Here is a 23,325-nt window from a genome sequence, read left to right as displayed (position 1 = left end):
TTATAAATAAATTATTTTAAAATAAAATAATTTATTTTTCTTAGTTATTTTTTTATTCCTCTTTTAAAATTTCCTTTACCTTTGAGTTATTATACATACTATTAGGAACCTTATTAACTAGTTTTTTTAATGTCAATTTAGAGTTTTTTAAATCACCTTTATTATAATACATCATACCTAAATTATAATACGATTCATCAAAATAGGCATCTTCTTCTGAGTAATTTTCTACATACATTTTATAATATTCTTCAGCAGTATTATAGTCTTTTAATTTTTCACTAAGAATAGCTACTTGATAAGTTGCCTCTGATGTATTACCTTTATTTTCACCAGTATCTACTACCTTTTTATATAATTGTATAGAGGACTTGGTTTTCTTTTCCTTCTTTAAATTATTCGCTTTAGACATCAATTCATCTTCTGTAAATAAATCAGTATTTTTATCACTTTCATTGTCTACAGTATTTTTTTCAGAATTTACATCTTCTTTGTCATCACTTCTATCATTATTATTTGCATTAGAAGTCTTATCCTTATTTTCTTTATCATTTAAGCTAGAATTTAGTTTTTCTTCATTTTTAACACTAGTGTTTTCAGACATCTGATTTTTTAAATTATTCATCTTATAAGAGCTATATATATTTTGTCCTATTAATAATATACCTAATATTATTGCTAAATGTAGATATTTATTTTTTTTAATACTTTTTTTCTCATTAGAAGTTAAATTTTTCTGCTTTTCAGTTATATTATCTTTCTTAACAACATCTTTAGTTCCATCAAATTTAGAGTGTTTAATATTTTTATGTGAAAATTCACTTTCATAAATATCTACATCTGCATTACTTTTAATTTTTTTATTATATGTATCTAATATATTATTCTCTTGGTTTAATAAATGATTTTCTTTATCAATTCTTTTTAAAACTTCTAAACATTCATCAAATTTTATGTAATCTTCTTCTTTATCATAAATCAAAGCAAGTAACTCATAAGGCTCTATTAAGTCACTATATTGCTCAGTTATAAATTTAAAACCTTGTATAGCTTCTTTGTACATTCCTTTATTTATGAATCTTATAAGCTGATTATATTTTTCAAAGAAAATTAAAAACTCCTCAGATGTAAGCATATTTATATACTTTTCACACAGAGCAGTTTTTTCGCAAAGGGAACTCTTATAGAAACTTTCTACAGCCTCATCAAAATTACATTTTAGTAGGTTTACAAGACCTATAAGATTTAAAATATCTACATCATTTGGGCTTAAATCTCTTGCTTCTTTTAAAAAGTTTAATCCACTTGATATACAATTATTATTTATATTATCGATAGATTCATTATATAGAACACATGAGTCTTTTTTATTGAGTTTTAATATATCTTTCTTTACATCATTTAAGTTTAAAATAAATACCACCTCATGCCATAAGTATTAATTGATTTTGTTTCTAAACAAGAGATTTTACCATGTCCTCTTCACTTACTATACTTGTTACTTTTACACCAAAGTTTAAGTCTACCACTACCACTTTTCCATAAGCCAGTACTTTATTGTCTATTAGTATTTCTACATCTTGGTCTGCTAAAGTATCAAGTTCAATAAGTGAACCTTTATTTAGATTTAAAATATCTCTCAAACTCATCTTAGTTCTTCCTATAACTACAGATAACTCTAACTTAAGGTCAAGTATTCTATCTATATTATTTCTATTAGTTTCAGAAATTTCTAAAGCTAATTCATCATCTCCACTAATTTCTTTTTCAATTTTATCATTCAGTAACATTTTTGCTTCTTCATCTGAAATAAGATTACTATTATCCATAACTACACCTCTTTTTTGACAGCATCATTTATTTTCACACCCTTTTTACTTGATATAAATCCTGGTGTTGCTGTGTATGATTTTGAATTTTCTACATATACATCTATATAATCATTTATCTTTTTATTTGTTACTATTACATCTCCAACTTCTAGTTTAAGTAAATCCTCAACATTAATTGATACTTTACCTATCTCTGCAATAACTGATAATTCTATATTAGATACACTATCATAGATTTTCTTAGTGAATTCCTCTGAATTATCCCCTGCATCCATATCTAAAAATTCTACTACAGAAATATTTTCCAAAACGGCCTCTAAAGCATTGTATGGGAAACAAAGTGAAACATTACCAATATGCTTATTATCATTTAGCACTTTTAAATCTACAACACATACAGGTGCAGTTGGTGAACACAATTGTGGTAAATTAATATGTGTATGTGTATCTAACACTTGTATGTTTTCAAAGCCTTCAAATAAATGCATATTTCTTACTAAATCCTCCATAAGATGTAAAAGTAATTTCTTATCAAGTTCTGTAAGTTCTCTGTTAGTATCTATTGTAACTCCATTTCCTCCAGATGTTATATCAATCCACATATCAGCTACACTTCTATCTATTCTAAAAGAAAAGTTTTTCATAATAGGTTCCATCGAATTTTGTACTACTAAACATGAAGATGTCACTTTATCTAAAAAAGTTTGATAATTTACTTGGTCTATATTCTCAACCACCATACTAGAATTACACTTAAGTTCATAAACTATATAGTTTTTATATTTTTTACAGAATTCAGCTAATAAAAAATTTAAGCAAGTTAAATTTTCTCTTGAATAACTCTGAGGTTTGCCGAAATCATAATCTTTCATATCATACATGAATATTCCTCACCTTACATAATTATTTAGCTCTTAAATTATTAGCTATTTGCCACATTTCATCAGCTGTCTTTATTCCTTTTGAATTCATTTGAAATGCTCTTTGAGTAGCTATTAAATCAACAAATTCTTCTTGTAAAGAAACATTTGACCTTTCTCTGTAGCCTTGAACTATATCAACTTTTCCAACTTGTTTGACTTCTCCTGCATCAGTTGCAACAAATAGGCTATCTCCTTCAGATATAAAATTTTGAGTTCCTGTAGGCTCATACAAATTTATCGTTCCTATTTTTTTATTATCTACAAATAAATCTCCATTTCTTGAAACGGTTAAGTTTGTATCAGTTATATTTGTATTATTGTAGTTATAACCTGCATCAAATTGGACATCTAGTATATTTCCACTATCATCTACAATCTTACCTAAAGCATCTACATTAAATCCACCATTTCTTGTATATGCATATGTGCCATCATTTCTTATGACTCTAAAGAATCCTTCTCCATCTATTGCCAAATCACTTTTACTATTTGTTGGAGCTAATGCTCCTTGTTCATAATTTCTCATAGGAGCTGAGGCTTTAGAGCCAGTTCCAGTTGATATATCTTTACCATTTGTCGGGTAAGATGGTCTATTTAGTACTTCATCTACTAAATCAGAATATTCCATATTTAGCTTTTTATATCCTGTGGAATCAGTATTTGCTATATTATTAGATATTATATCTAGTTTACTTTGATTTGCTGATAAAGCTGTTTTACTAGTATAAAACATTGTGTACATAAAAATTCACCTCCTATTATCTATCTTACTGAACCAATCTCGCTTGCTATTTTTGCTAATTTAGAATCCATAGCTTGAATTATCTTTTGATTTGCTTCATATTCTCTTGAAATTGTCATCATATTATTGATTTCAGATACCATATCTACATTAGATGACTCTATAGCATTTTGTATTGTATATGCATTATTTGCTTTTATAGCTCCTTCTCCAGAATACAGGTTATCGCCTTCTTTTTTTAGCTTATTATAGTCATTAAAATCTACCATATTAAATTTGTACATAGCATTTCCGTCCAGTGATATTGTATTATCATTTGCTACTTCAAATTTCTTATTTCCTACATTTATATGACCCACAGCACCAGTTACAGTATTTGTTCCAAGAACATAGTATCCTTCACTAGTTATAAGGTCTCCTTGATTATCTGTCCTAAAATTACCATTTCTAGTATAAAACTGATTCCCAGCTGCATCACTAACCAAAAAGAACCCCTTACCTTGAATAGCTACATCCATTTTATTATCAGTCTGCTTTATAGGACCTTGGTTAAAATTTGTAATAGTTTCATCCATGGAAATACCTGGACTTATTTCACCTATCTCTTGCTTTTGTTTAGTTCCATTTGCGTAGTTATTGTAAGCTTCTAATTTCAATGAATCAAAACTCTTGGTTAAAAGCTGTTTACTTTTATATCCATTAGTGTCCATATTGGCTAGGTTATTGACAACAACATTTTGCTTTTGCTGATTTGTTATCATAGCCGAAACTGCTGTATATAATCCTCTTATCACATTATGACCTCCTTTTTCGTAAATTGTTTAACAAGATTATTTATTCTAAAACTTTCATCTCACTTGAATATTTCATCCCTAATGCTCTGGCCTTTTTTTCTATCTCTGCTTTGCTCATATCATTATTACTAAAAAGCATTATACATAAAGTCGATATTAATATACCAATTCCTATTCCTAAAAGTACTTTTTTATCAAATAATAATATTCTTATATTTTGTAACAACTCTTTATTAATGACAGCTCACCCTTTCCAATATGTAGCATCTTGCATATTTCCACATCATCATAACCAGAATTTATAAGATGTTTCACTTTAAGAGATAGCTCATTTTCTTGTTTTATTTCCTGTCTTGATTCTATAAAGATACTGTCTTTTTTTTCTTCATTAGTTTTTATTAAGTTATAATTTTCATAAACTTTTATATGATTATTACTTCTTATTTCAGCAAGTACTTTATCTAAAAAGAATCTTCTTTTTTCTGCAACTATCAATCTATCATTTGCCTCATATTCCTGTTCAAATATTTTGTCAAAGTACCTGTTATCTTTGTTTTTCGATTCCTTATGTAAATTTGCTATTATAGTTACTATTATCAAAATAGACACTACTATTAATATAATTTGTATCATCACATCAATCACCATCTATATAGAATATTTAAGTTCTTTTATTTTGCTTCTCAAGTTTCTTATTGATTTTCTGTGGAGTTGTGAAACTCTTGATTCTGAAACACCTAGCACTTTTCCTATTTCCTTTAGATTTAAATCTTCATAATAGTACAGTGAAAGTATTAATTTTTCCTTTTCCTTTAAATTACAAATTGCTTGAGATAAAATTTCTAGTTTTTCTTCTTCCTCTATTACATTTGCTGGAATATCTTCATCTCTGTCACTTATTGTATCTTGTACAGTTTCATTTGTATCTTCAAAGATTACATGGTTTAATGATACAATATTTAGCATGTCTATATTATTTTCGATATCATAAAGTTCCTTTTCTGAAATATTTAATTCATTCGCAATTTCATATGAAGTTGGCTCTCTTAATAACTCAGCCTGCAATTTTTCTACTACTCTATTATATTTATTTACTTTAGTTAAATTATGCTTAGAGATTGGACTTTGATTTCTAATTTCATCTAATATAGCTGATTTTATTTTTATATAAGAGTAACTAGAAAATTTTGCTCCTTTTTCAACATCAAACTTATTTATTGCATCAATCAATCCAATAACTCCACTATTTACTAAATCTTGATATTCAAAGCCTTTCCCAGGTATAAAAAATTTTCTTGCTATACTCTTTACAAGAGGCATATTCTCTTTTATTAATTCTTCTCTATTCATTAACTACGCCTCCTTAGCTTTTAAATATACTAAACATTTTTCTTAGTAGACCCTTATTCTCATCAATATCTTCTCTTGACTGACTTACCATTCTCTTTGCTATAGATATAATACACTTTGAAGCGCTACTTGTAGGATATTCCAGAATAAATGGTATCTGCTTTTTTACACATATTCCTACTTTTTTATCATCTATTATATATCCATATAACTCTAAATTAAGATTTAAAAATTTGTCTACAACCATCTTTATTCTGTTGTATGTAGATTTTGCTTCTTCTAAATTTATTACCCTGTTGATTATTATGTTTGCACTTCTCTTTATCCCAAAATTACTTATGGCCTTTAGTAAGCTATATGCATCAGTTAATGATGTTGGTTCTGGAGTTGTTATTAAGAAAAATTCAGTACTACAATATATAAATGACAATAGACTTTTACTCATACCAGCGCCTGTGTCAATTATTATAAAATCGACATCATGAATCTGTTCTATGCTATGTATAAACTTATTTCTTTGAGCTTCTGTAAAATCTTCTATATGATTAAGTGCAGAACCTCCAGAAATTATATTCACACCATATTTAGTACGTGAAATTATATCTTCTATATTTTTTTCTCCATTAATTACATCAATTATCGTACCTTTTACATTTACACCCATTATTATATCTATATTTGACATTCCTATATCTGCATCTAATATAAGAACTTTTTTATTAAGCCTAGTCAAACAGATAGACAAATTTGTAGCGAGATTACTCTTTCCAACACCACCTTTCCCAGAAGCTATTGTAATTATCTTAGGTGCATTCCCATTCTCCACTATAAATTCATCAAGTCCTCTTTTTTCTATTGCCATCTTTCTCAAGATTTGAGCTTGGTCAATCATATACTTTCAACTCCTAATAGTAATCTTATAATCTTATCTTCATTAGGTTTTATAATGTCATCAGGAACACTTTGCCCTATTGTAATATACGATATTGGTTTTTGTGCATAATTCACTATGTTAAAGATGGAACCATATGTGATTGTTTCATCCAGCTTTGTAATTATTAAGCTTTTAAAGTTCACATTTCTATATGAATCTATAATTGCTTTTGTATCATTTTCTCTTGTTGTGCAATTCAAAACTAAGTGTATATTATCAGTTTCAGCTTTATCTATGAGATTTTTGATTTCTAGTATTTGCATAGAATTTTTATATCCTCTACCTGTAGTATCTATTAATACAACATCACAATCTTTCATCTCATCAAGCGCCAACTCCATCTCATCGGGGCTTATTACTCCTTTAAAAGGAATATTCATTATGTCAGTATATATCTTTAACTGCTCCACAGCGCCAATTCTATAGGTATCTATAGTTATTACACCTACTTTTTTATTTTCCTCAAATACTAATTTTGCGGCTAACTTTGCTATTGTAGTTGTCTTACCTACTCCTGGTGGTCCAACTAGAGCGATTTTCCCATTTATCGTTGGATTTTCTATTTTAATCTTTTTCTTTAGACTTTCCACTAAATTTTTACTTGTATCAATTCCATTGAACTTCATCTCTTGTAAGTCAGTTCTTATGGACTCTACAATTTCTTCATTTAACTCTAGATTTAGTAGGTTCTTACATATTTTATCTATATCATTGTCATTCTTATTATCAAACCCCATATTACTTATAATTGACTTTAATTGTTCTACCTCTCGTTTCAAGTCATTTTGTTCTACATTATCTCTCTTTTCCCATCCGACAGTTAATTCGATATCTCTCTTTGAAAAAATACCTCGTATTCCAGATTTTCTTACTTCTTTTTTATCTATTAATGTAATATTGTCACCCAATTCCATTTTGGCTAGATTCATAGCATCCTGAATTGTATTAGCTGTATACTTTTTCGTCATCATATATGCTCACCACACCTTCTGCTTTGATTTTAACATCATTAGGTATTTCATTTAATGATAGTACAGTCAAATTAGGATATACAATCTCAACTAGTTTTCTAAATGGTGCTCTTATCTTTGGTGATACTACTATTACTGGTATATTATGATTGAAATATACATTACCTATTACATCTTGTATACTCTCAAATATTTTGTTTGTGTTTTCTGGGTCAACAGCTGGATAAGTTCCATTTACAGACCTTTGTAAATTATTAGATACCAATTCCTCGGTTTCTGGAGATAATGTAGCCACTACAATTGACTTATCTTCATCCACCAAATTCGTACAAATACTTCTAGCTAAAGCTATTCTCACATATTCAGTAAGAAGCTCTATGTCTTTTGTGTTCCTGGACTGGTCTGCAAGTGTTTCAAGGATTGTAACCCTATCCTTTATATTTACTTTTTCTCTCAACAGATTTTTAAGTACTTTTTGAACTTCACCAAGTGTCATTAAGTCTGGTATCAACTCATCAACTACAGCACTATAATTTTCTCTTGCTGCATCTATAATAGTCTTAACTTCTTGCCTTCCCAGTAACTCATGTGCATTGGATTTTATTATATCTAGTAAATGGGTTATAAGTATTGTGGATGAATCTACAACTGTATAACCTTTTAACTCTGCATCTTCTACCTTATCACTTTCTATCCAAAGTGCCTCTATTCCAAAAGTAGGCTCAATTGTCTTTATTCCAAATATATTAAAACCTTGATTCATAGGGTCCATACATAAAACCATATTAGGCATTATCTCATATCCACCAACTACATTACCTTTTATCTTTATATTGTATTGGTTTGGATTTAGTTGTAAATTATCTCTTATTCTTATAGGTTGTACAACTATACCCATGTCTATGGCACATTGTCTTCTTATTGATGCTATTCTCTGAAGTAAATCTCCTCCTGCTGATTCATCAGCTAAAGATATTAAGCCATATCCAATTTCTACTTCTATAGCTTCTACATTTATTAAGTTTGTTACATCTTCTACTTCGTTTTTGTCTGGATTTACCATATCAGGTTTTTCAAAATCTAAATCTTCTAAGGTATCCTTCTTTTCTCTTCCTAAGAAGTAACCTGCTGCTATTGCACCTATTCCCAGTGAAAAAAACGCTGGCTTGGGTAATCCAGGCATCATACCAAGTATAATTAAAACACAACCAGTCATCATTACTGCTTTTGGTATTGCTGTTAATTGCTTACCTACTAAGTCACCAAAGTTTTCATCAGTCGAAGCTCTTGTTACGATTATACCAGCTGATGTGGATATTAGTAGAGCTGGTATCTGGCTTACAAGTCCATCACCTATAGTAAGTCTTACATAAGTCTGAGCTGCACCCATAAGAGTCATGTTTAGCATTACAGCTCCTATTACAATTCCTCCTATTATATTTATTGCTGTTACTATAAGACCTGCTATAGCATCTCCTTTTACAAACTTATTTGCACCATCCATAGAACCATAAAAATCAGCTTCTTGTTGGAGTTCTTTTCTTCTTTTTCTAGCAGTTTTGTCATCTATAACTCCTGCATTTAAATCTGCATCTATACTCATCTGCTTCCCTGGCATGGCATCTAACGTAAATCTAGCTGTTACTTCAGATACTCTTCCAGAACCATTAGTTATAACGACAAATTGAACAATTAATATAATTAGGAATATAATTATCCCTACTACGTAATTTCCACCTACAACAAAACTTCCAAATGCCTCTATAACTTCACCTGCGTATCCTTGAGTTAAAATTAATCTAGTTGATGAAAGATTTAATCCCAATCTAAATAGTGTTGTAACAAGTAACACTGTTGGAAATATAGATAAATCAAGTACATTTGTTGTAAATAATGTCATTAATAAAATTAGCACAGATAAACTTATGTTAATTGCCAGTAAAATATCTAATATAAATGTAGGTAATGGCACTATCATCATAAGAACAATTCCTACAACACCAAAAGCCACTATTACGTCCATATGTTCTTTTAGATTAAACTTATTCATTACTTATCCTACCTTTTTGGGACTTTGTATCTATTTTTGATTTTATATACTGCTACTAATATCTCTGCAAAAGCTTGATACATGTCCTCTGGAATTTCTTGGTCTATTTCTACTTGCTTATATAACAACCTAGCAATGGGTTTATTTTCTATTATTGGGATGTCATTTCCCTTTGCGATTTCCCTTATTTTAAAAGCTAAATAATCTGCACCTTTTGCCACTACTACTGGAGCTTGGTCCTTCCCTTTTTCATATCTCACTGCTATAGATAAGTGAGTTGGATTGGTTACTATTACAGTAGCGCTTGGTACTGCTTGCATAGTCCTTTGAGATGAGATTTGTCTTTGTTTTTGTTTTATCTTAGCTTTTATTTCTGGGTCTCCTTCTGAGTTTTTATATTCATCTTTAACTTCTTGTTTTGTCATTCTTAGTTGTTTTTTATGACTATACCTTTGATAAAAATAATCTGCAACTGCTATAACTATCATAGCTATACAAATTTTACTTAATATGGAATATACTAAGTCTTTAACTGTATACATTAAAGTTGGTAAGTATATATTACCTAGTTTTAAGATATCTAAATAATTATCTTGAAAAAATTTATATCCTATGTAAGCTAAGACAGATATAATTGCTGTATCCTTTATTAAAGTTGATAAACTTCTCATAGAAAACATGTTTTTGAATCCACTAATTGGATTTAATTTTGATAAATTTGGTTTTAAAGTTTCCCCAGTAAATAATATTCCCACTTGAAATAGGTTAGCTACTACACCTAAGACCAAAAATGGAATAGCTATTGGCAAAAATATCTTGAAAAAATCCATTAATCCTACTATAATTAAGTTTTCTAGATTTGAATAATTTATGTTCATATAAAAATTCACGCTTAAAAAATGATTGAGTGAAGATTTAAGTGTGTCCACTACATATGAAAATAATGTAGGGACTAACAAAGTGAATGCAAATAGGGTCATTGCAACAGGTAATTCTCTACTTTTTGCTATATTACCTTTTTTTCTTTGTTCTCCCCTTTTCTTTGGAGTAGCGTCTTCTGTTTTGTCTGTTGAACCCATAAAAAACATAGGGGCTAGTGCAAAAGTTCCCTCATACATCTTTGGTATTTGACTCAATAAATGACTTATTTGGTTGACAATTAAAGGTATTGATATGATAAATAATGCTATACCAACCAATATTTTTAATGGCATACCAACTATCATTACGTTTAGTTGAGGTACACTTCTTGATATAAGACCTAATATAAAATCTGCCATAAGCAGACAAAGTACAATAGGTATTGCTATTTTAAATCCAGTTATAAAGCACTGCACAAATATGTTTATTATATAATCTATATTATTATCTACAAATGATTTCCCTATTGGAATTAACTCAAAACTATACCTTATACCTCGAATTAAAATATGGTGACCATCCATGCTAAAAAATATCATAATTGCTGTCCAGTTCATAAGATTATCAATTAGAGTTGTTTGAGTCATTGAGTTTGGGTCAAACATATTAATCATTGATAATCCCATCTGTTGGTCCATCATAGAACCTGCCATTCTGATACTGTAAAAACATAGATTCGTTATATATCCAAGAATAATCCCTGTTATAGTCTCATTTATACCATATAAAGTAAACATTACAATATTGTCTATATTTGTTACATATTCAATTTGCATAGTACTTGAAATCAATATTGATATAATGATTGCAAAGAGTGACTTAAATAAAGCAGGTGTACCAGCTGGAAATAGCATTCTCAATGTTCCAAAGAAGGCTACTATTCTAATAAATACAAAAATCATATGTATCCTACTTACTTAGTTATAAGAGACATCATATTGAATATCTCAGAAGTAAAACTAATAAGAGTATGTAACATCCAGCTTCCACCAATAGCTACTACCAAAAGAATTGCTATTAGTTTTGGTACAAATGTCAAAGTTTGCTCTTGGATTTGAGTTGTAGCTTGAAATACACTTATTAAAAGTCCAACTACAAGAGAAACAATAAGTACTGGAGCTGCAATCATAGCTCCTGTAAACATACCATTTTTAAGAACACTCATTATCATAAATTCACTCATATTATTTTTCTCCTATCCAAATCCCAATATCAATGTTTTTACTATCAAGTTCCATCCATCCACCATTACAAATAATAACAACTTAAATGGTAATGATATCATAACTGGAGGCAACATAAACATCCCCATAGACATTAAAACACTTGCTACAACAAGGTCTATTATCAAAAATGGTATGTATATTAAAAAACCTATTTGAAAAGCAGTTTTTAGTTCACTTATTGCAAAAGCTGGAACTACAACAGATAAGGGTATATTTTCACGAGTTAATTTTTTTTCTTTTAACCCTGCTTGTTCTACAAATAAATCTAAGTCAGTTTGTCTAGTTTGCTTTAGTAAAAACTCTTTAATAGGTACTTCTGCTTCTTTCATGGCTTTTTCCATAGTAATATCTTCTTTCATATATGGTTGTAATGCCTTTTCGTTTATTTCATTTAATACTGGTCTCATTATAAATATTGTCAATACTATCGCAAGCCCTACCAAAACTTGACTTGGAATTGCTTGTTGTGCTCCTAATGCTGATTTCAAAAATGATAAACTTATGACTATTCTAACAAAGCTTGTCATCATGAACATTACAAATGGTAAAAACATTAATGCCGTTAGAAATAAAAACAATTGCATTGAACTTGTATATGGTACGTCAGACAAAGGTAATTTTGATAATAGTTCCATTTACTTATCTTCCTTTTTTGTAAATTTTCCAATATATCTACTGAAATCATATTTTGCTTTGATTTTTTCCATTTTAAAATCTTGGATTTTAAAATTTCTCTCTTTAATGTCATCTTCTATTTTTGATATTTCTTCTTTGGTCAAATCTTTTATCTTATTCATACTAGCTGAAGAAGATGCAATAATACATCCTTCTTCACCTACTTTTAAAATTATTATGCTATTGTTTTTATTTATACTTACAATGTCTAGTATTTTTACATATTTGTCATTGTATTTTTTTAATAAAGTTCCCTGGCTAATTTTTAAAGATAAGACTATCAATATTAAAATTATTGGAATACATATTAATATCTTTAATAAATAAAGTATCATGTCTTACCATCCTTTTATTGTACTACTATATTTGTGAAATATATGTTTTGTATTACATTTCCACCTAAATTTGTATTTAAAGTATTTTTTATTTCATCTTTTATATTATTTAGGTTTTCAGCAGCAAAATCATCTGCTCTTTTTGCCATAAGGCAATTTATAATATTATCTCTAATTAAAGGTGTATTTTTTTCTATATCTTTATATGAAGCATCATAAGATACAGTTATTGACACCTTTAAATATCTTACACCTTCATCAGCTAGCTTCAATACCATTTCTTCTAAATCAAGATTTTCTGTCTTTATTTCATCTTTAGCTTTTCCTGTTGGAATAAACAAACCTATAATCTTATCAATTTGTCCACTTCCACCTTTACCTAATATAAAAAACCCTGCTCCTGCTGAGAAAACAATCAGTATCAAAATAATTAGAATAATTTTTTTATTTTTGAACAAAACTCTTCCTCCTAGTCGATAGTTATAAGTATATTAACTCTTCTATTTTCAGCTCTTCCCTTTGCTGTATCATTTGAAACTAAAGGTTGATACTCTCCACATCCTGTTGCTGAAAACAATTTAGGGTCCATGCCCTTTTCTTCTACAAAGTATCTTACAACACTTACTGCTCTACTAGAAGATAAATCCCAATTGGACTCATGTGTACTTGATTTTACAGGTACATTATCAGTATGACCTTCTATAACTATCTTATTTTTCATCATTTTTATCATGTCATATACTTTATTTAGAGTAGCTTTACTATCAACTTTTAACTCCGAACTCCCAGAGTCAAATAATATTGAGTCATCTAACTCTAATAAAATCCCTCTACTATCATCCTTAACTGTTACACTATTTTGCAAGTTAGAATTATTAACCTTATCTTTTAAATCTTGTTCTAAATCTGACTTATCATTTTTATCCACTAAACCACTATCTATTGGAGACTTCGCACTTGTACTTGAACCTGTGTTAAACATACTTACTCCAGAAAACTGACCTTTTAATGCATCTGATATATTTTTAAATTTTTCCATATCTACAACTGATGTTGCATATAGAAGTACAAAAAATGTAAGAATTAGAGTTATTGTGTCTGCATAAGTGGCCAACCATGCATCTGGATTTATCTCATCTTTTTTTTTATTTTTTCTACGCGCCATTACTCATTGCTCTTTCTGTATTTTTATTGGATTTCATAAACTGTAATTTTTCAGTTTTTGAAAGGTATGTCGCTAAACGTTCCTCAACTACTATACTGCTTTCACCAGATTGTATGCTTATTATACCTTCCAGCATCATCTCTTTTATGTAAACTTCTTTTTCCGTTTTTTCATCTATGTTATATGCAATTGGATTTAAAGCAATATTTGCAAGTAGAGAACCATAAAATGTTGTAATTAACGCCTTTCCCATACCAGAAGCAATCAAATCTGGTGACGTAAGGTCAGATAGCATTTGTATAAGACCGATTAGAGTCCCTAACATTCCAAATGCAGGTGCAAATGTTCCCCAAGTTTTAAATATCTTTGAATATCTGTTATTTGTATCTTCAACAGAATCTATCTCTAATTCTAATATAGACCTTATTTCATTGACTTCCAGACCATCAATACATAACTCTAATCCTTTTTTCATAAATGGGTCTTGTATTTTCATTACATCACTTTCTATTGACAAAAGACCTTCTCTTCTTGCTTTTTTTGAAAGTGCTTTAAATTGATTCAATAAGTCTAATCTTGATATACTTGTTGTTTTAAATGAGTATTGTAATGCATTTTTTATAAGTTTCATGTCATCAATAGTAAATGTAATCATCAACGCTCCAAATGACCCAAATACTGTTATTAATATTGATGAAAAATCAAAGAAACTTTTTAATCCTGAACTACTTCCTTTTACTGCTCCAAATAAAACTAATACTGTAGATAATATTAGTCCAATGAATGTCAGTGAATCTGTTTTTTTCATTACTTTTCGCTCCTAATATAACCTACATTTATTTTCCTTTTATACTTTATCACTTTATCTACTATCTCATCTACAGACTCTTTTACAAGATTTTTTTCTCCTGTTGTAAGTAATATTCTACTTTCTGGAACGGAGTCAATTCTTACTATAAGGTCTGAGTTTAATATGTAGCTTCTTCCGTTTAAGTCTGTTACTCTTATCATACTATGTACCTACTATCTCTTAAGACTTATTATTTCTTGAAGTATCTCATCTGATGTAGATATTATTTTACTGTTTGCTTGGAAAGACCTACTTGCTATTATCATTTCTGTAAATTCTTCTGCTATGTCTACATTGGAAGCTTCTATTGCTCCTTGTATTATTGTTCCTGTAGCTCCTGCTATTTGTGGGTCTCCTGAGTTTGCTGATGGCTTGTATAAGTTTCCTCCTTCTGCATCTAGTCCTGCTGGATTTTGAAATGCATATATTTGTACTTTTTGCATTGTTCCCTTTGTTATATCAGCTATAGCAGGATTAGGTGGTTTACCAACTTCTGAATTTGCAGGTATATTATATACAAATTGAGTTCTTTGTCCATCACTTAGTAAAAATTCTATTGTCCCATCCTTTGATATATTGTACTCTAATACATTTTGAACAGTTCCATCTTTGGGACTTATACTTTGAAGAGGTATTACTACTTCCTCCTTTGGCCATCCAATACCAGGAGTTGCATCAGGTTCAAAAGTTCCTTTAGTAGCATCATATTTTCCAGTCATAATTTGACCTACTAACATATATCCATCTCCATTTACCAGTCTACCACCCTTAACACCTTGTAGTGCACCAGCTCCTGCTGTAAATCCTGTATCTAAGTTGAAGGAACCATCTCTTGTGTACATTAAGTTTCCTTGTCTTCCAACTGGAAAATACCCATCGCCATCTATCATTAAATCTGATGGTCTATTAGTTGGCTGTACATTTCCTTGTGTCATATCTTTATTTATACTTGATATCTTACTACCTACACCTACTTGTCCTAAGTTTGTTCCCCCTAATGCAGCTGTTGGAGCACTTGCATATAGTACAGTTTGATAAAATGAATCTGTTATTCTAGCTGAACTTTTCTTAAAAGCAGTAGTCCCAGCATTTGCTACATTGTTACCTATTACATCTAGTTTAGTTTGATTTGCTTTCATTCCACTTACACCTGAATACATCGCTTTTATCATGAATTTACCTCTTTTCTAATTTAATATTATTCTTGTTCAGGAGATTCTTGCTCTGGTGGGTTATTTTCTTCTCCTGAAGTTGTATCTACTTCTCCTATTTTAAGTAATTTTTCATATTTAACATCTACAGTTTTATCACTACCATCTACTTTCAGTTCTAAGTGTACCTCTCCATCTTTTATATATGTAGACTTTACTACACCTACAATGTTTTCATCTTCCTTCTCTTCTCCGGATACTTCTACTTCTTTACCAATTAATGACGTTGCCATACTCAAAGCAGAGTTTATTAGAGTAGAGTTACTTAAAGCTAAGAGTATATCTAGCTTGTCGTTCATAGCTGACATCTTTTCTAAAGTTGCAAACTGAGCTAATTGTGATACATACTCTGTTGGGTCTTGTGGATTCATTGGGTCTTGATTACCCATTTGTGCTACAAGTATTTTCATAAACAAGTCTTTATCAGCATCATCACCCTGTCCTATAATTGGAGTTCCATTATCTGTTACTGTCTGATTTCCTTTACTTCTAACTTGTTTATTAGCAATATCATTAATATTTCTTTCAAGTTGGCTCAAGTTATTTGACCTATAGTTTCCTTGAGCCCCTGCTAAAGCTGTTGCCACTCCATACATACAGTATTTCCCCCTTATTAAGCTAATAAATCTACTCTATCATCATCAATATTTTCTTTAATTTCATCTTCTATGACCATATTGTTACGCTTATTATTTGTATCCTGCTTATTCATATTTTCTTGGTTATTTTGTCTATTTTGTTGTTCGAATGCTTTATCAAAAGTATCTGATGTACTTCTATTATCACTATGCATTTGCACGAATACATCTTTTATATTTACATTTGTAAGTTCAAGATGTTGCTTTAAATCTGTTATATTTTTATTTATAGAGTCAAAAACATCTTTATTAAAAACAGTCACAACAGCTTTCATACTTTCGTTATCTTTCAATAATTGTATGTTCATATCTCCCAATTCTTTTGGCCTTAATCTAATTGTTAATTCTTGGATGTCATTTGTTTTCATATGTTTAATAGCTTTGATAGAATCGTCCATAACATTTGATTCTATATGTTTTAAGTCAACATTATCATTTTTAACTTTGTTTATATCCATGCTTTTATTTATTACTTGACCAAAGTTTCCACTTTTATTTTCATTAATACCTGCTAGTTTTTCCAAAATATCAGAGTTATCATCTCTTTTCTTATTTGAATTAAGGTTATCCATTCTATTACTATCAAAATTATATAAATCTATGCTTTTATTATCATCCTCTGTAGTTTTACTAATTACTTCAAAGTTTTCATTAACATTATTATCTAAAAACTCTCTTAACTTCATCATGTCTAAATTTTGCATATCATTAGAGTTATTCATGTCAGCCTTATTTAACTCTGCATTTTGCTTTACAATATTATTCAATATATTTTTATTAAGTTTAAGCTCTTGTTTCAACTCATCCGATATGTTTAGTTTTTCCATACCATTCAATATAGAATTTATATCTTTATCTTTTTCAGTATTATTTTTTAAAAGATTCAATAATTGTTGTAAAATCTCATTATTCTTACTACAATCTTTTTCATATGTACTTTCATCCTCTAAGTGATTACTTTTATCTACATCTGAATGACACTCATTATCACTATCTTCTGATTTATTTGAACTGATATTTTGATCACTTGTTTCTTTTTTGTCTTTAACTTGTCCATTATCTGTTGCCTTATATAGATTATCCTCAAATTTATTATTTTTCACATCTTTATTCTTAGATGAACTCTTTTTATTCCCAATATCTTTAATAACATTATAAGAGTCTGCTTGTATCTTCATACAATAATATCCTCACTTCCTACTCTTCTTATAGAACTTGTCTTTTTCTCAAATAACTCATGCTTGCAAACTCATCATTAGTTTTTTGTTCTTTTAAATTTTCTTCTTTATAATATTGACCATATTTTTTTTCTTTTAGTTTTTCTAATGATTTTCTTTCTATCTGCTTATCTATGAGTTGTTTTCTAGCCTTTTCAAGTTCATTTGTTGACTTGTCCAATTCCTCTGATAAATCTTTTATAGAGTTATTTAAAGCTAACAAATAGTTAATAGTTATTTTTTGATTTTGAATACTATCATTATTTTTACTTATTGAATACTTGTTATAATTACTTTCCAGGTTTTCTAAATTATTTTCTATATCTATTTTTTTTTGTTGAATCTTAGCAAATTCCATTTTTATCTTCTCTTCATCTTTCATTTTTAAGTCTAAAACCTTCTGTAATCTAAACTTAAAGTTCTTATCCAACTCTATCACAACCTATTCAAATATTTTTTTAATTATTTATTCAAATATTCTTTTCAAACTACTTATAGTTTCGTTAAAAGAACTCTTTTCATTTATCCCTTGTTTTAAAAAATTGATAATATGCTCATGATAATAGATTGCTTCATCTATTTTTTTATTGGTCCCTGAAGCATATGCACCTATATTTATCAAATCTTCTGCCTCCCTATATTCAGAGAGCATATCTCTTGCAAAAGATGCTACTTTTATATCTTCTTTTGAAGCAATTTCATTCATAAGTCTACTTAAACTATTTAAAACATCTATAGAAGGATAATGATTCTTGTTAGCTAAATCTCTAGATAGAACTATATGACCATCAAGTATTCCTCTTGTAGTATCTGCTATTGGCTCATTAAAATCATCTCCATCAACTAATACTGTATAAAAAGCGGTTATAGAGCCTTTATCTGATGTCCCTGTTCTCTCCATGAGTTTTGGTAAAATTGCAAATACAGATGGTGTGTATCCTTTTTGTGCTGGTGGCTCTCCTATAGCTATTCCAACTTCTCTTTGCGCCATAGCAAATCTAGTCACAGAATCCATCATAAGTATTACCTTTTTCCCTTGGTCTCTAAAGTATTCGGCTATTGCAGTGGCTGTAAGGGCACCTTTAAGTCTAACTAATGGTGCTTTATCTGATGTTGCGCATACAACAACAGATTTTTTCATTCCCTCTTCACCTAAGTCTTTATCAATAAAGTCTAATACTTCTCTTCCTCTTTCTCCAACAAGGGCAATTACATTTACATCTGCTTTTGCATTTCTAGCAATCATACCTAGCGTTGTACTCTTACCTACTCCACTTCCTGCAAATATTCCTATTCTCTGTCCTTCACCACAAGTAGTAAATGCGTCTATTGCTCTTACACCTGTTTCCATTATATTTCGTATCTTTTTTCTCTTCATTGGGTCAGGAGGTTCATTATTCAAGTTGTATCTATCTCCTAAAACAATTTCTGAGTTATCTATAGGATTTCCAAGACCATCAAGTACTTTACCTAGTAAATTATCACTACACATAACACTTAGAGGTATCCCCTTAGAAATAACTTTACAACCAGGTGATATTAATGTTAACTCTCCTAATGCCATTAATATTACTTCTTTATCTTTAAATCCTACTACCTCACAATTCACTGGCTTATTGACTTGATTATATATAACACATAACTCGCCAACAAAAGCTTTTATTCCTTCAACTTCTACAGTAAGTCCTATTATCTTTTTAACTCTACCTTCTGATATAGTGAGTTCTAAATTTTCTATTTTCTTATTTATTTTGTCAAAATCTATAGAGATATCAGTTTTATACATATTTTATTCACCAAGCAATTCTTCTTTTAGTTTTTCCATAGCACAATCAATACCAACTATTATTCTTCCATTTTCCTTTTGTATAATAGCATTTCCTTTATCTATACTATCATCTGCGATAACAAATACACTTGATTTTAATGATGTTTCTTCTTTAAATAATTCAAACTCTTTCTCTATATTGTCTTTATAGAAAGAATTACATCTTACTATGAATGAACTACTTCCTTCATAATCTTGAATAATTTGTTTTAACAAATCGCTCATAGAGTCTTCATCTTCAAAGTGATTTTTTAGCACAGAACTAGCCATATTAATAGCAAGTCTTATAATCTCTTTATTTTTTTCTTTTATGTACTCAGTCATTTTCTCATTAGCTTGTAATAAGATTAAATTTGCCTGATTTCTTATAGAATCTGCTTCATCTTTAGCTTTTTGGGTATACTCATTATACGACTCTTTATATCCATCCTCATATCCATTTTTCTGGCCTTGACTATATCCTTTTTCATATGCTTGCTTTTCTATATTTTGTGCGTTTATTTTTGCTTCTTCCAATATCTCATTCTTTTTTATCTCAGCAGATTCTATAGCTTCTTTTATTACTTCATCTCTAAATCTACAATCATTATCCTCGTTTATATTTGATTCTCCCAATCTAGCTTTATCTATTATAGATAAGTCCAGCACTCCTTTATATGATGCTTTTTTACTTTTAATAATTTTATTATTCAACAAAGTCATCACCAAAATTCCTTACAATAGTTATGGCACCTTCTCTTTCAAGTTTCCTTACAATACTTACTATTTTTTGTTGAGCACCTTCAACCTGAGTAACCTTTATGACACCAACCATTTCCATTTCTTCTTTAAGTGCTTCTGCTGCTCTAGAAGATTGGTTTCTATATATAGCATCTGATATTTCATCATCCACACCTTTTAAAGCATATACTAAATCCTTCATAGTTACTTCTTTCAGTACTTTCTGTATGCTTATATCATCTAACTTGACAATATCTTCAAATACAAATATATTAGATTTAATTTGAGCTGCTAAGGCTGGGTCTTTTTCTTCAATAGTATTCAAAATATTCTTTTCTGTTTTTCTATCAGAATTAAGTAATATTTGAACTAAGGTAGCTATTCCTCCATAGTCTTTAAAATCTTCACCACTTATTGAATGCAATTTATCCTCTAATGAGCTTTCAATTACACTTATAACATCTGGAGATATTGAACCCATTGAACTTATTCTCATAGCTACTTCATTTTGTAAATCAAAATCTAAATAAGCTAAAACTTCTGCACCATTTTCAGGTTCCATATGTGCAAGTAAAATGGCTATAGTCTGTGCACTTTCATTTCTAAGTATTTCTAATATCTTCTTTACATCTAGTTTTATAATATGTTTAAAAGGTTTTGTACTTGTATCTATTGATATACCTTCAAGTAATTTACTTGCTTTGGCATTTCCCAGAGCATTACTTAACAATTCTTTGGCATATTCAAGCCCGCCTTCTATAACATAATCTTTCGCTTTATTTATTTCTACAAACTCTTTTAATATTTCTCTTCTTTCTTTTGAAGCTATTGAAGAAATATTTGCAATTTCCAAACCTATTTTTTGAACTTGTTTATCTGGTAGACTTTTTATTATATCACTAGCCACAGTTGGACCTAATGTCATTAACAGTACAGCGGCTTTTTTTAAACCTTCACCTTCTACCTTCTCTTTCTTATCATTTTCACTTATATCACTTAAATCAAACGCATTAACATTTGTAATTTCCGCGGACACTTTCTATCCCCCTTACTCATTTAACCAAGTTTTTATTATCTCTGTGACTTGGTCTGGTTTTTCTTCTGCATACATTTTAACAGCTTCCTCTAATGTCAATTCTGGGTCATCCCCTAATAGAGGATTGTCTTTCTTATCAATAGAATTAGAATTAGTACTATAAACTTCATCTTCATAATCCATATCTTCTTGTTCACTTCTCTTTTTATATATTAAGTATCCAATAACACCTACTGCAACAACTGCTACTACTCCAACAACCGCTTTTATTATATTGTTTTTGAATCCTTCTTTTTCAATATCTTCCATTTCTTGTTTAGCTTCTGCCTTACCTTTAGGGTCAAATACCATTGAAACAACGCTAAGAGTATCTCCCCTAGCTCCATCCATGCCTATAGCATTATTAACAATATCTTCCACATCAGCTTGAACACCTTTAGCTATTTTTCCATCTATAGCAACAGAAGCTGTCAATCTTTTAAGTTCTCCAGGCGCAACTATAGTGTGAGTTTCAATCTTACCTGTTTCATATTCAAAACTCTCATCTAAACTATCTTCTGTATTAGTACCATTTTTATTTCCTTGGTTATTCATATTAGCATCTACACCTTGGACATTATTTGTTGCAGATTTAGATGAATTTTTTGACCTTGTTTCCTTTATAGCAACTTTATCAGGGTCAATTTTTATTTCAGTTTTTTCAGCTGTATCAAAACTCAAATCAGCATTTACTGTAGCTTTTACTTTTCCTGTACCAAATATTGGTTCTAACATATCTAAAATAGATTTTTCTAATTGTTTATTCAACGCCTGCTCAGATGCCTTATTTTTATCAATACTAATAGCACCATTTATCGGTTGATTGTTTTCATCAACTTCTTCATCATCTAAGATGCCTTCAGATAATAAGTTCATTTTGTTATCAATAACTTGAACATTTTTCTCTGGTATATTTGTAACACTTCCTGATACAAGTGCCATAACAGATTTTATTTGATTTTTCTCTAAAGTAGTTCCTGGCTTTAGCATCAAATAAACTGCTGCACTTCCTGGAACAGCTTCCTTCTCAAATACAGAAGACTCACCAAATGTTATATGTACTCTAGTATCTTCCACCTGAGGAAAACTCTTGATTGTTTTTTCTATTTCTCCTTGTATCATTCGTTGCTTCTTAATTTGAAACTCTTCATCAGTAAGACCTATTGATGAACTATCATCCATAAGTGCAAATCCTTTAGAACCACTTGTCAAACTTGGAGCTAACTCTAATCTCAACTTATCAACTTCTGTTCTAGGAACATAAATTGTACTTCCTTTTACCTTGGTATCTATCTTTCTAGACTCTAATTCTGCTGATATATCTGCAGCATCTTGAACATCTAGTTCTGAAAATAAGACTGCATACTTATTTTTGCTTGCAGATATTGCTGTAAATACTAGCGCTAAACATATAGCAACAATCCCTATACCTAATGCTATCTTAGTTCCCTTTTTTAGAGAACTTATTTTTGTCCTAGATTTAGCAACTTGCTCCTTAATCTTATTTTTAAAACTGGCTATCATTGATTATTACTCCTGTTCAAAAGGCTAAATTTGTACTTTATTCATTTCTTGATATGCATCATGAATCTTATTTCTAACTTCTATTAAATATTGCATAGATAGTTGTGCTTCTTGACCTTTTAACATAACTTCATGCATAGAAACATCTTCGCCTTTTATAAATTTTTCTTTCATATTATCTGCTGTAACTTGCTGAAAATTGACTTTATCTATAGTATCCATTATTATATCTTCGAAATTCTTTTTTTCTTCTTTATTATTAAAATTTAATGGTTTTGTTTCTCCAATTAAATTATCTAACTTTGCACCTTGCATTAAATTGTTAATTTGTGTAATTGGCATAA

At 29.5% G+C, this 23,325-nt stretch carries 28 protein-coding genes; all 28 read right to left on the bottom strand.

Annotated elements, in window-relative coordinates; genetic code table 11:
• Positions 1–52: 52 nt before the first annotated feature.
• Genes IC175_RS19710 through fliE form a run of 28 tightly spaced genes read right to left on the bottom strand, consistent with a single transcriptional unit; the run spans position 53 to position 23,323 of the window.
• Positions 53–1,423: a tetratricopeptide repeat protein gene (locus IC175_RS19710; protein ID WP_227831407.1), complete on the bottom strand. Its 1,371-nt coding sequence runs from the start codon at positions 1,421–1,423 to the stop codon at positions 53–55.
• Positions 1,424–1,454: 31 nt separating this feature from the next.
• Complete coding sequence (locus IC175_RS15635; protein ID WP_413926673.1) at positions 1,455–1,829, bottom strand: FliM/FliN family flagellar motor switch protein; 375 nt, start codon at positions 1,827–1,829, stop codon at positions 1,455–1,457.
• 2 nt (positions 1,830–1,831) lie between these two features.
• Positions 1,832–2,713 (bottom strand): FliM/FliN family flagellar motor switch protein, encoded by an 882-nt coding sequence (locus IC175_RS15630; protein ID WP_227434691.1) that lies wholly within the window; start codon positions 2,711–2,713, stop codon positions 1,832–1,834.
• Between the two features lie 22 nt (positions 2,714–2,735).
• Positions 2,736–3,497: a flagellar hook-basal body complex protein gene (locus IC175_RS15625; protein WP_227434690.1), complete on the bottom strand. Its 762-nt coding sequence runs from the start codon at positions 3,495–3,497 to the stop codon at positions 2,736–2,738.
• A gap of 20 nt (positions 3,498–3,517) precedes the next feature.
• Positions 3,518–4,291, bottom strand: a complete 774-nt coding sequence (locus IC175_RS19705; protein WP_227834866.1) for a flagellar hook-basal body complex protein — start codon at positions 4,289–4,291, stop codon at positions 3,518–3,520.
• Positions 4,292–4,331: 40 nt separating this feature from the next.
• A complete protein-coding gene (locus IC175_RS15615; protein WP_227434688.1) occupies positions 4,332–4,517 on the bottom strand; it encodes a flagellar protein in 186 nt (61 codons plus the stop codon).
• Positions 4,502–4,924 (bottom strand): flagellar protein, encoded by a 423-nt coding sequence (locus tag IC175_RS15610; protein ID WP_227483432.1) that lies wholly within the window; start codon positions 4,922–4,924, stop codon positions 4,502–4,504. The genes IC175_RS15615 and IC175_RS15610 overlap by 16 nt, the downstream gene beginning before the upstream one ends.
• Before the next feature lie 15 nt (positions 4,925–4,939).
• Complete coding sequence (locus IC175_RS15605) at positions 4,940–5,641, bottom strand: sigma-70 family RNA polymerase sigma factor (protein WP_227434686.1); 702 nt, start codon at positions 5,639–5,641, stop codon at positions 4,940–4,942.
• A gap of 13 nt (positions 5,642–5,654) precedes the next feature.
• Complete coding sequence (locus IC175_RS15600) at positions 5,655–6,533, bottom strand: MinD/ParA family protein (RefSeq protein ID WP_227483433.1); 879 nt, start codon at positions 6,531–6,533, stop codon at positions 5,655–5,657.
• A complete protein-coding gene (flhF, locus tag IC175_RS15595) occupies positions 6,530–7,543 on the bottom strand; it encodes a flagellar biosynthesis protein FlhF (RefSeq protein WP_227434684.1) in 1,014 nt (337 codons plus the stop codon). The genes IC175_RS15600 and flhF overlap by 4 nt, the downstream gene beginning before the upstream one ends.
• Positions 7,521–9,596 carry a flagellar biosynthesis protein FlhA gene (gene flhA, locus IC175_RS15590; RefSeq protein ID WP_227434683.1) on the bottom strand — a complete coding sequence of 692 codons (2,076 nt, stop codon included), beginning with the start codon at positions 9,594–9,596 and terminating at the stop codon, positions 7,521–7,523. Before flhA ends, flhF begins: the two co-directional genes overlap by 23 nt.
• 8 nt (positions 9,597–9,604) lie before the next feature.
• Complete coding sequence (locus IC175_RS15585; protein WP_227434682.1) at positions 9,605–11,419, bottom strand: fused FliR family export protein/FlhB family type III secretion system protein; 1,815 nt, start codon at positions 11,417–11,419, stop codon at positions 9,605–9,607.
• Between the two features lie 11 nt (positions 11,420–11,430).
• Positions 11,431–11,700 carry a flagellar biosynthesis protein FliQ gene (fliQ, locus tag IC175_RS15580; protein ID WP_009888090.1) on the bottom strand — a complete coding sequence of 90 codons (270 nt, stop codon included), beginning with the start codon at positions 11,698–11,700 and terminating at the stop codon, positions 11,431–11,433.
• 12 nt (positions 11,701–11,712) lie between these two features.
• Positions 11,713–12,378 (bottom strand): flagellar type III secretion system pore protein FliP, encoded by a 666-nt coding sequence (fliP, locus tag IC175_RS15575; RefSeq protein WP_227483435.1) that lies wholly within the window; start codon positions 12,376–12,378, stop codon positions 11,713–11,715.
• A complete protein-coding gene (locus tag IC175_RS15570) occupies positions 12,379–12,753 on the bottom strand; it encodes a flagellar biosynthetic protein FliO (protein WP_227434680.1) in 375 nt (124 codons plus the stop codon).
• Positions 12,754–12,767: 14 nt separating this feature from the next.
• Positions 12,768–13,211, bottom strand: coding sequence for a flagellar basal body-associated FliL family protein (fliL, locus tag IC175_RS15565; RefSeq protein WP_227836177.1), 444 nt, complete (start codon positions 13,209–13,211; stop codon positions 12,768–12,770).
• An 11-nt stretch (positions 13,212–13,222) separates the two neighbouring features.
• A complete protein-coding gene (locus IC175_RS15560; protein ID WP_227483437.1) occupies positions 13,223–13,918 on the bottom strand; it encodes an OmpA family protein in 696 nt (231 codons plus the stop codon).
• The gene (locus tag IC175_RS15555) at positions 13,908–14,726 is read right to left on the bottom strand and encodes a motility protein A (RefSeq protein ID WP_227434677.1); all 819 of its coding nucleotides are present in this window, start codon (positions 14,724–14,726) and stop codon (positions 13,908–13,910) included. Before IC175_RS15555 ends, IC175_RS15560 begins: the two co-directional genes overlap by 11 nt.
• Positions 14,726–14,929, bottom strand: coding sequence for a flagellar FlbD family protein (locus tag IC175_RS15550; protein WP_054268815.1), 204 nt, complete (start codon positions 14,927–14,929; stop codon positions 14,726–14,728). Before IC175_RS15550 ends, IC175_RS15555 begins: the two co-directional genes overlap by 1 nt.
• Before the next feature lie 12 nt (positions 14,930–14,941).
• Positions 14,942–15,940 carry a flagellar hook-basal body complex protein gene (locus tag IC175_RS15545; RefSeq protein WP_227836178.1) on the bottom strand — a complete coding sequence of 333 codons (999 nt, stop codon included), beginning with the start codon at positions 15,938–15,940 and terminating at the stop codon, positions 14,942–14,944.
• Between the two features lie 26 nt (positions 15,941–15,966).
• Positions 15,967–16,575, bottom strand: a complete 609-nt coding sequence (locus IC175_RS15540; protein WP_227827769.1) for a flagellar hook assembly protein FlgD — start codon at positions 16,573–16,575, stop codon at positions 15,967–15,969.
• 17 nt (positions 16,576–16,592) lie between these two features.
• On the bottom strand, positions 16,593–17,795 hold the full coding sequence (locus IC175_RS15535) for a flagellar hook-length control protein FliK (protein ID WP_227851703.1): 1,203 nt from the start codon (positions 17,793–17,795) through the stop codon (positions 16,593–16,595).
• Between the two features lie 28 nt (positions 17,796–17,823).
• On the bottom strand, positions 17,824–18,273 hold the full coding sequence (gene fliJ / locus IC175_RS15530) for a flagellar export protein FliJ (RefSeq protein ID WP_227824824.1): 450 nt from the start codon (positions 18,271–18,273) through the stop codon (positions 17,824–17,826).
• 27 nt (positions 18,274–18,300) lie between these two features.
• Positions 18,301–19,620, bottom strand: a complete 1,320-nt coding sequence (gene fliI, locus IC175_RS15525) for a flagellar protein export ATPase FliI (RefSeq protein ID WP_227834870.1) — start codon at positions 19,618–19,620, stop codon at positions 18,301–18,303.
• A gap of 3 nt (positions 19,621–19,623) precedes the next feature.
• A complete protein-coding gene (locus tag IC175_RS15520) occupies positions 19,624–20,364 on the bottom strand; it encodes a FliH/SctL family protein (RefSeq protein ID WP_227824826.1) in 741 nt (246 codons plus the stop codon).
• Positions 20,348–21,418 carry a flagellar motor switch protein FliG gene (gene fliG / locus IC175_RS15515; protein ID WP_227824827.1) on the bottom strand — a complete coding sequence of 357 codons (1,071 nt, stop codon included), beginning with the start codon at positions 21,416–21,418 and terminating at the stop codon, positions 20,348–20,350. The genes IC175_RS15520 and fliG overlap by 17 nt, the downstream gene beginning before the upstream one ends.
• Before the next feature lie 12 nt (positions 21,419–21,430).
• Complete coding sequence (fliF, locus tag IC175_RS15510) at positions 21,431–22,981, bottom strand: flagellar basal-body MS-ring/collar protein FliF (RefSeq protein WP_227834871.1); 1,551 nt, start codon at positions 22,979–22,981, stop codon at positions 21,431–21,433.
• A 24-nt stretch (positions 22,982–23,005) separates the two neighbouring features.
• Entirely contained in the window at positions 23,006–23,323 is a 318-nt protein-coding gene (gene fliE / locus IC175_RS15505; RefSeq protein WP_227851702.1) for a flagellar hook-basal body complex protein FliE, read from the bottom strand.
• Positions 23,324–23,325 lie beyond the last annotated feature (2 nt).

Source organism: Clostridioides sp. ES-S-0123-01, assembly GCF_020658415.1.
Classification (GTDB): domain Bacteria; phylum Bacillota; class Clostridia; order Peptostreptococcales; family Peptostreptococcaceae; genus Clostridioides.
The sequence above is the reverse complement of the archived record's forward strand: the minus strand, read 5'-3'. Positions and strand labels throughout refer to the sequence as shown.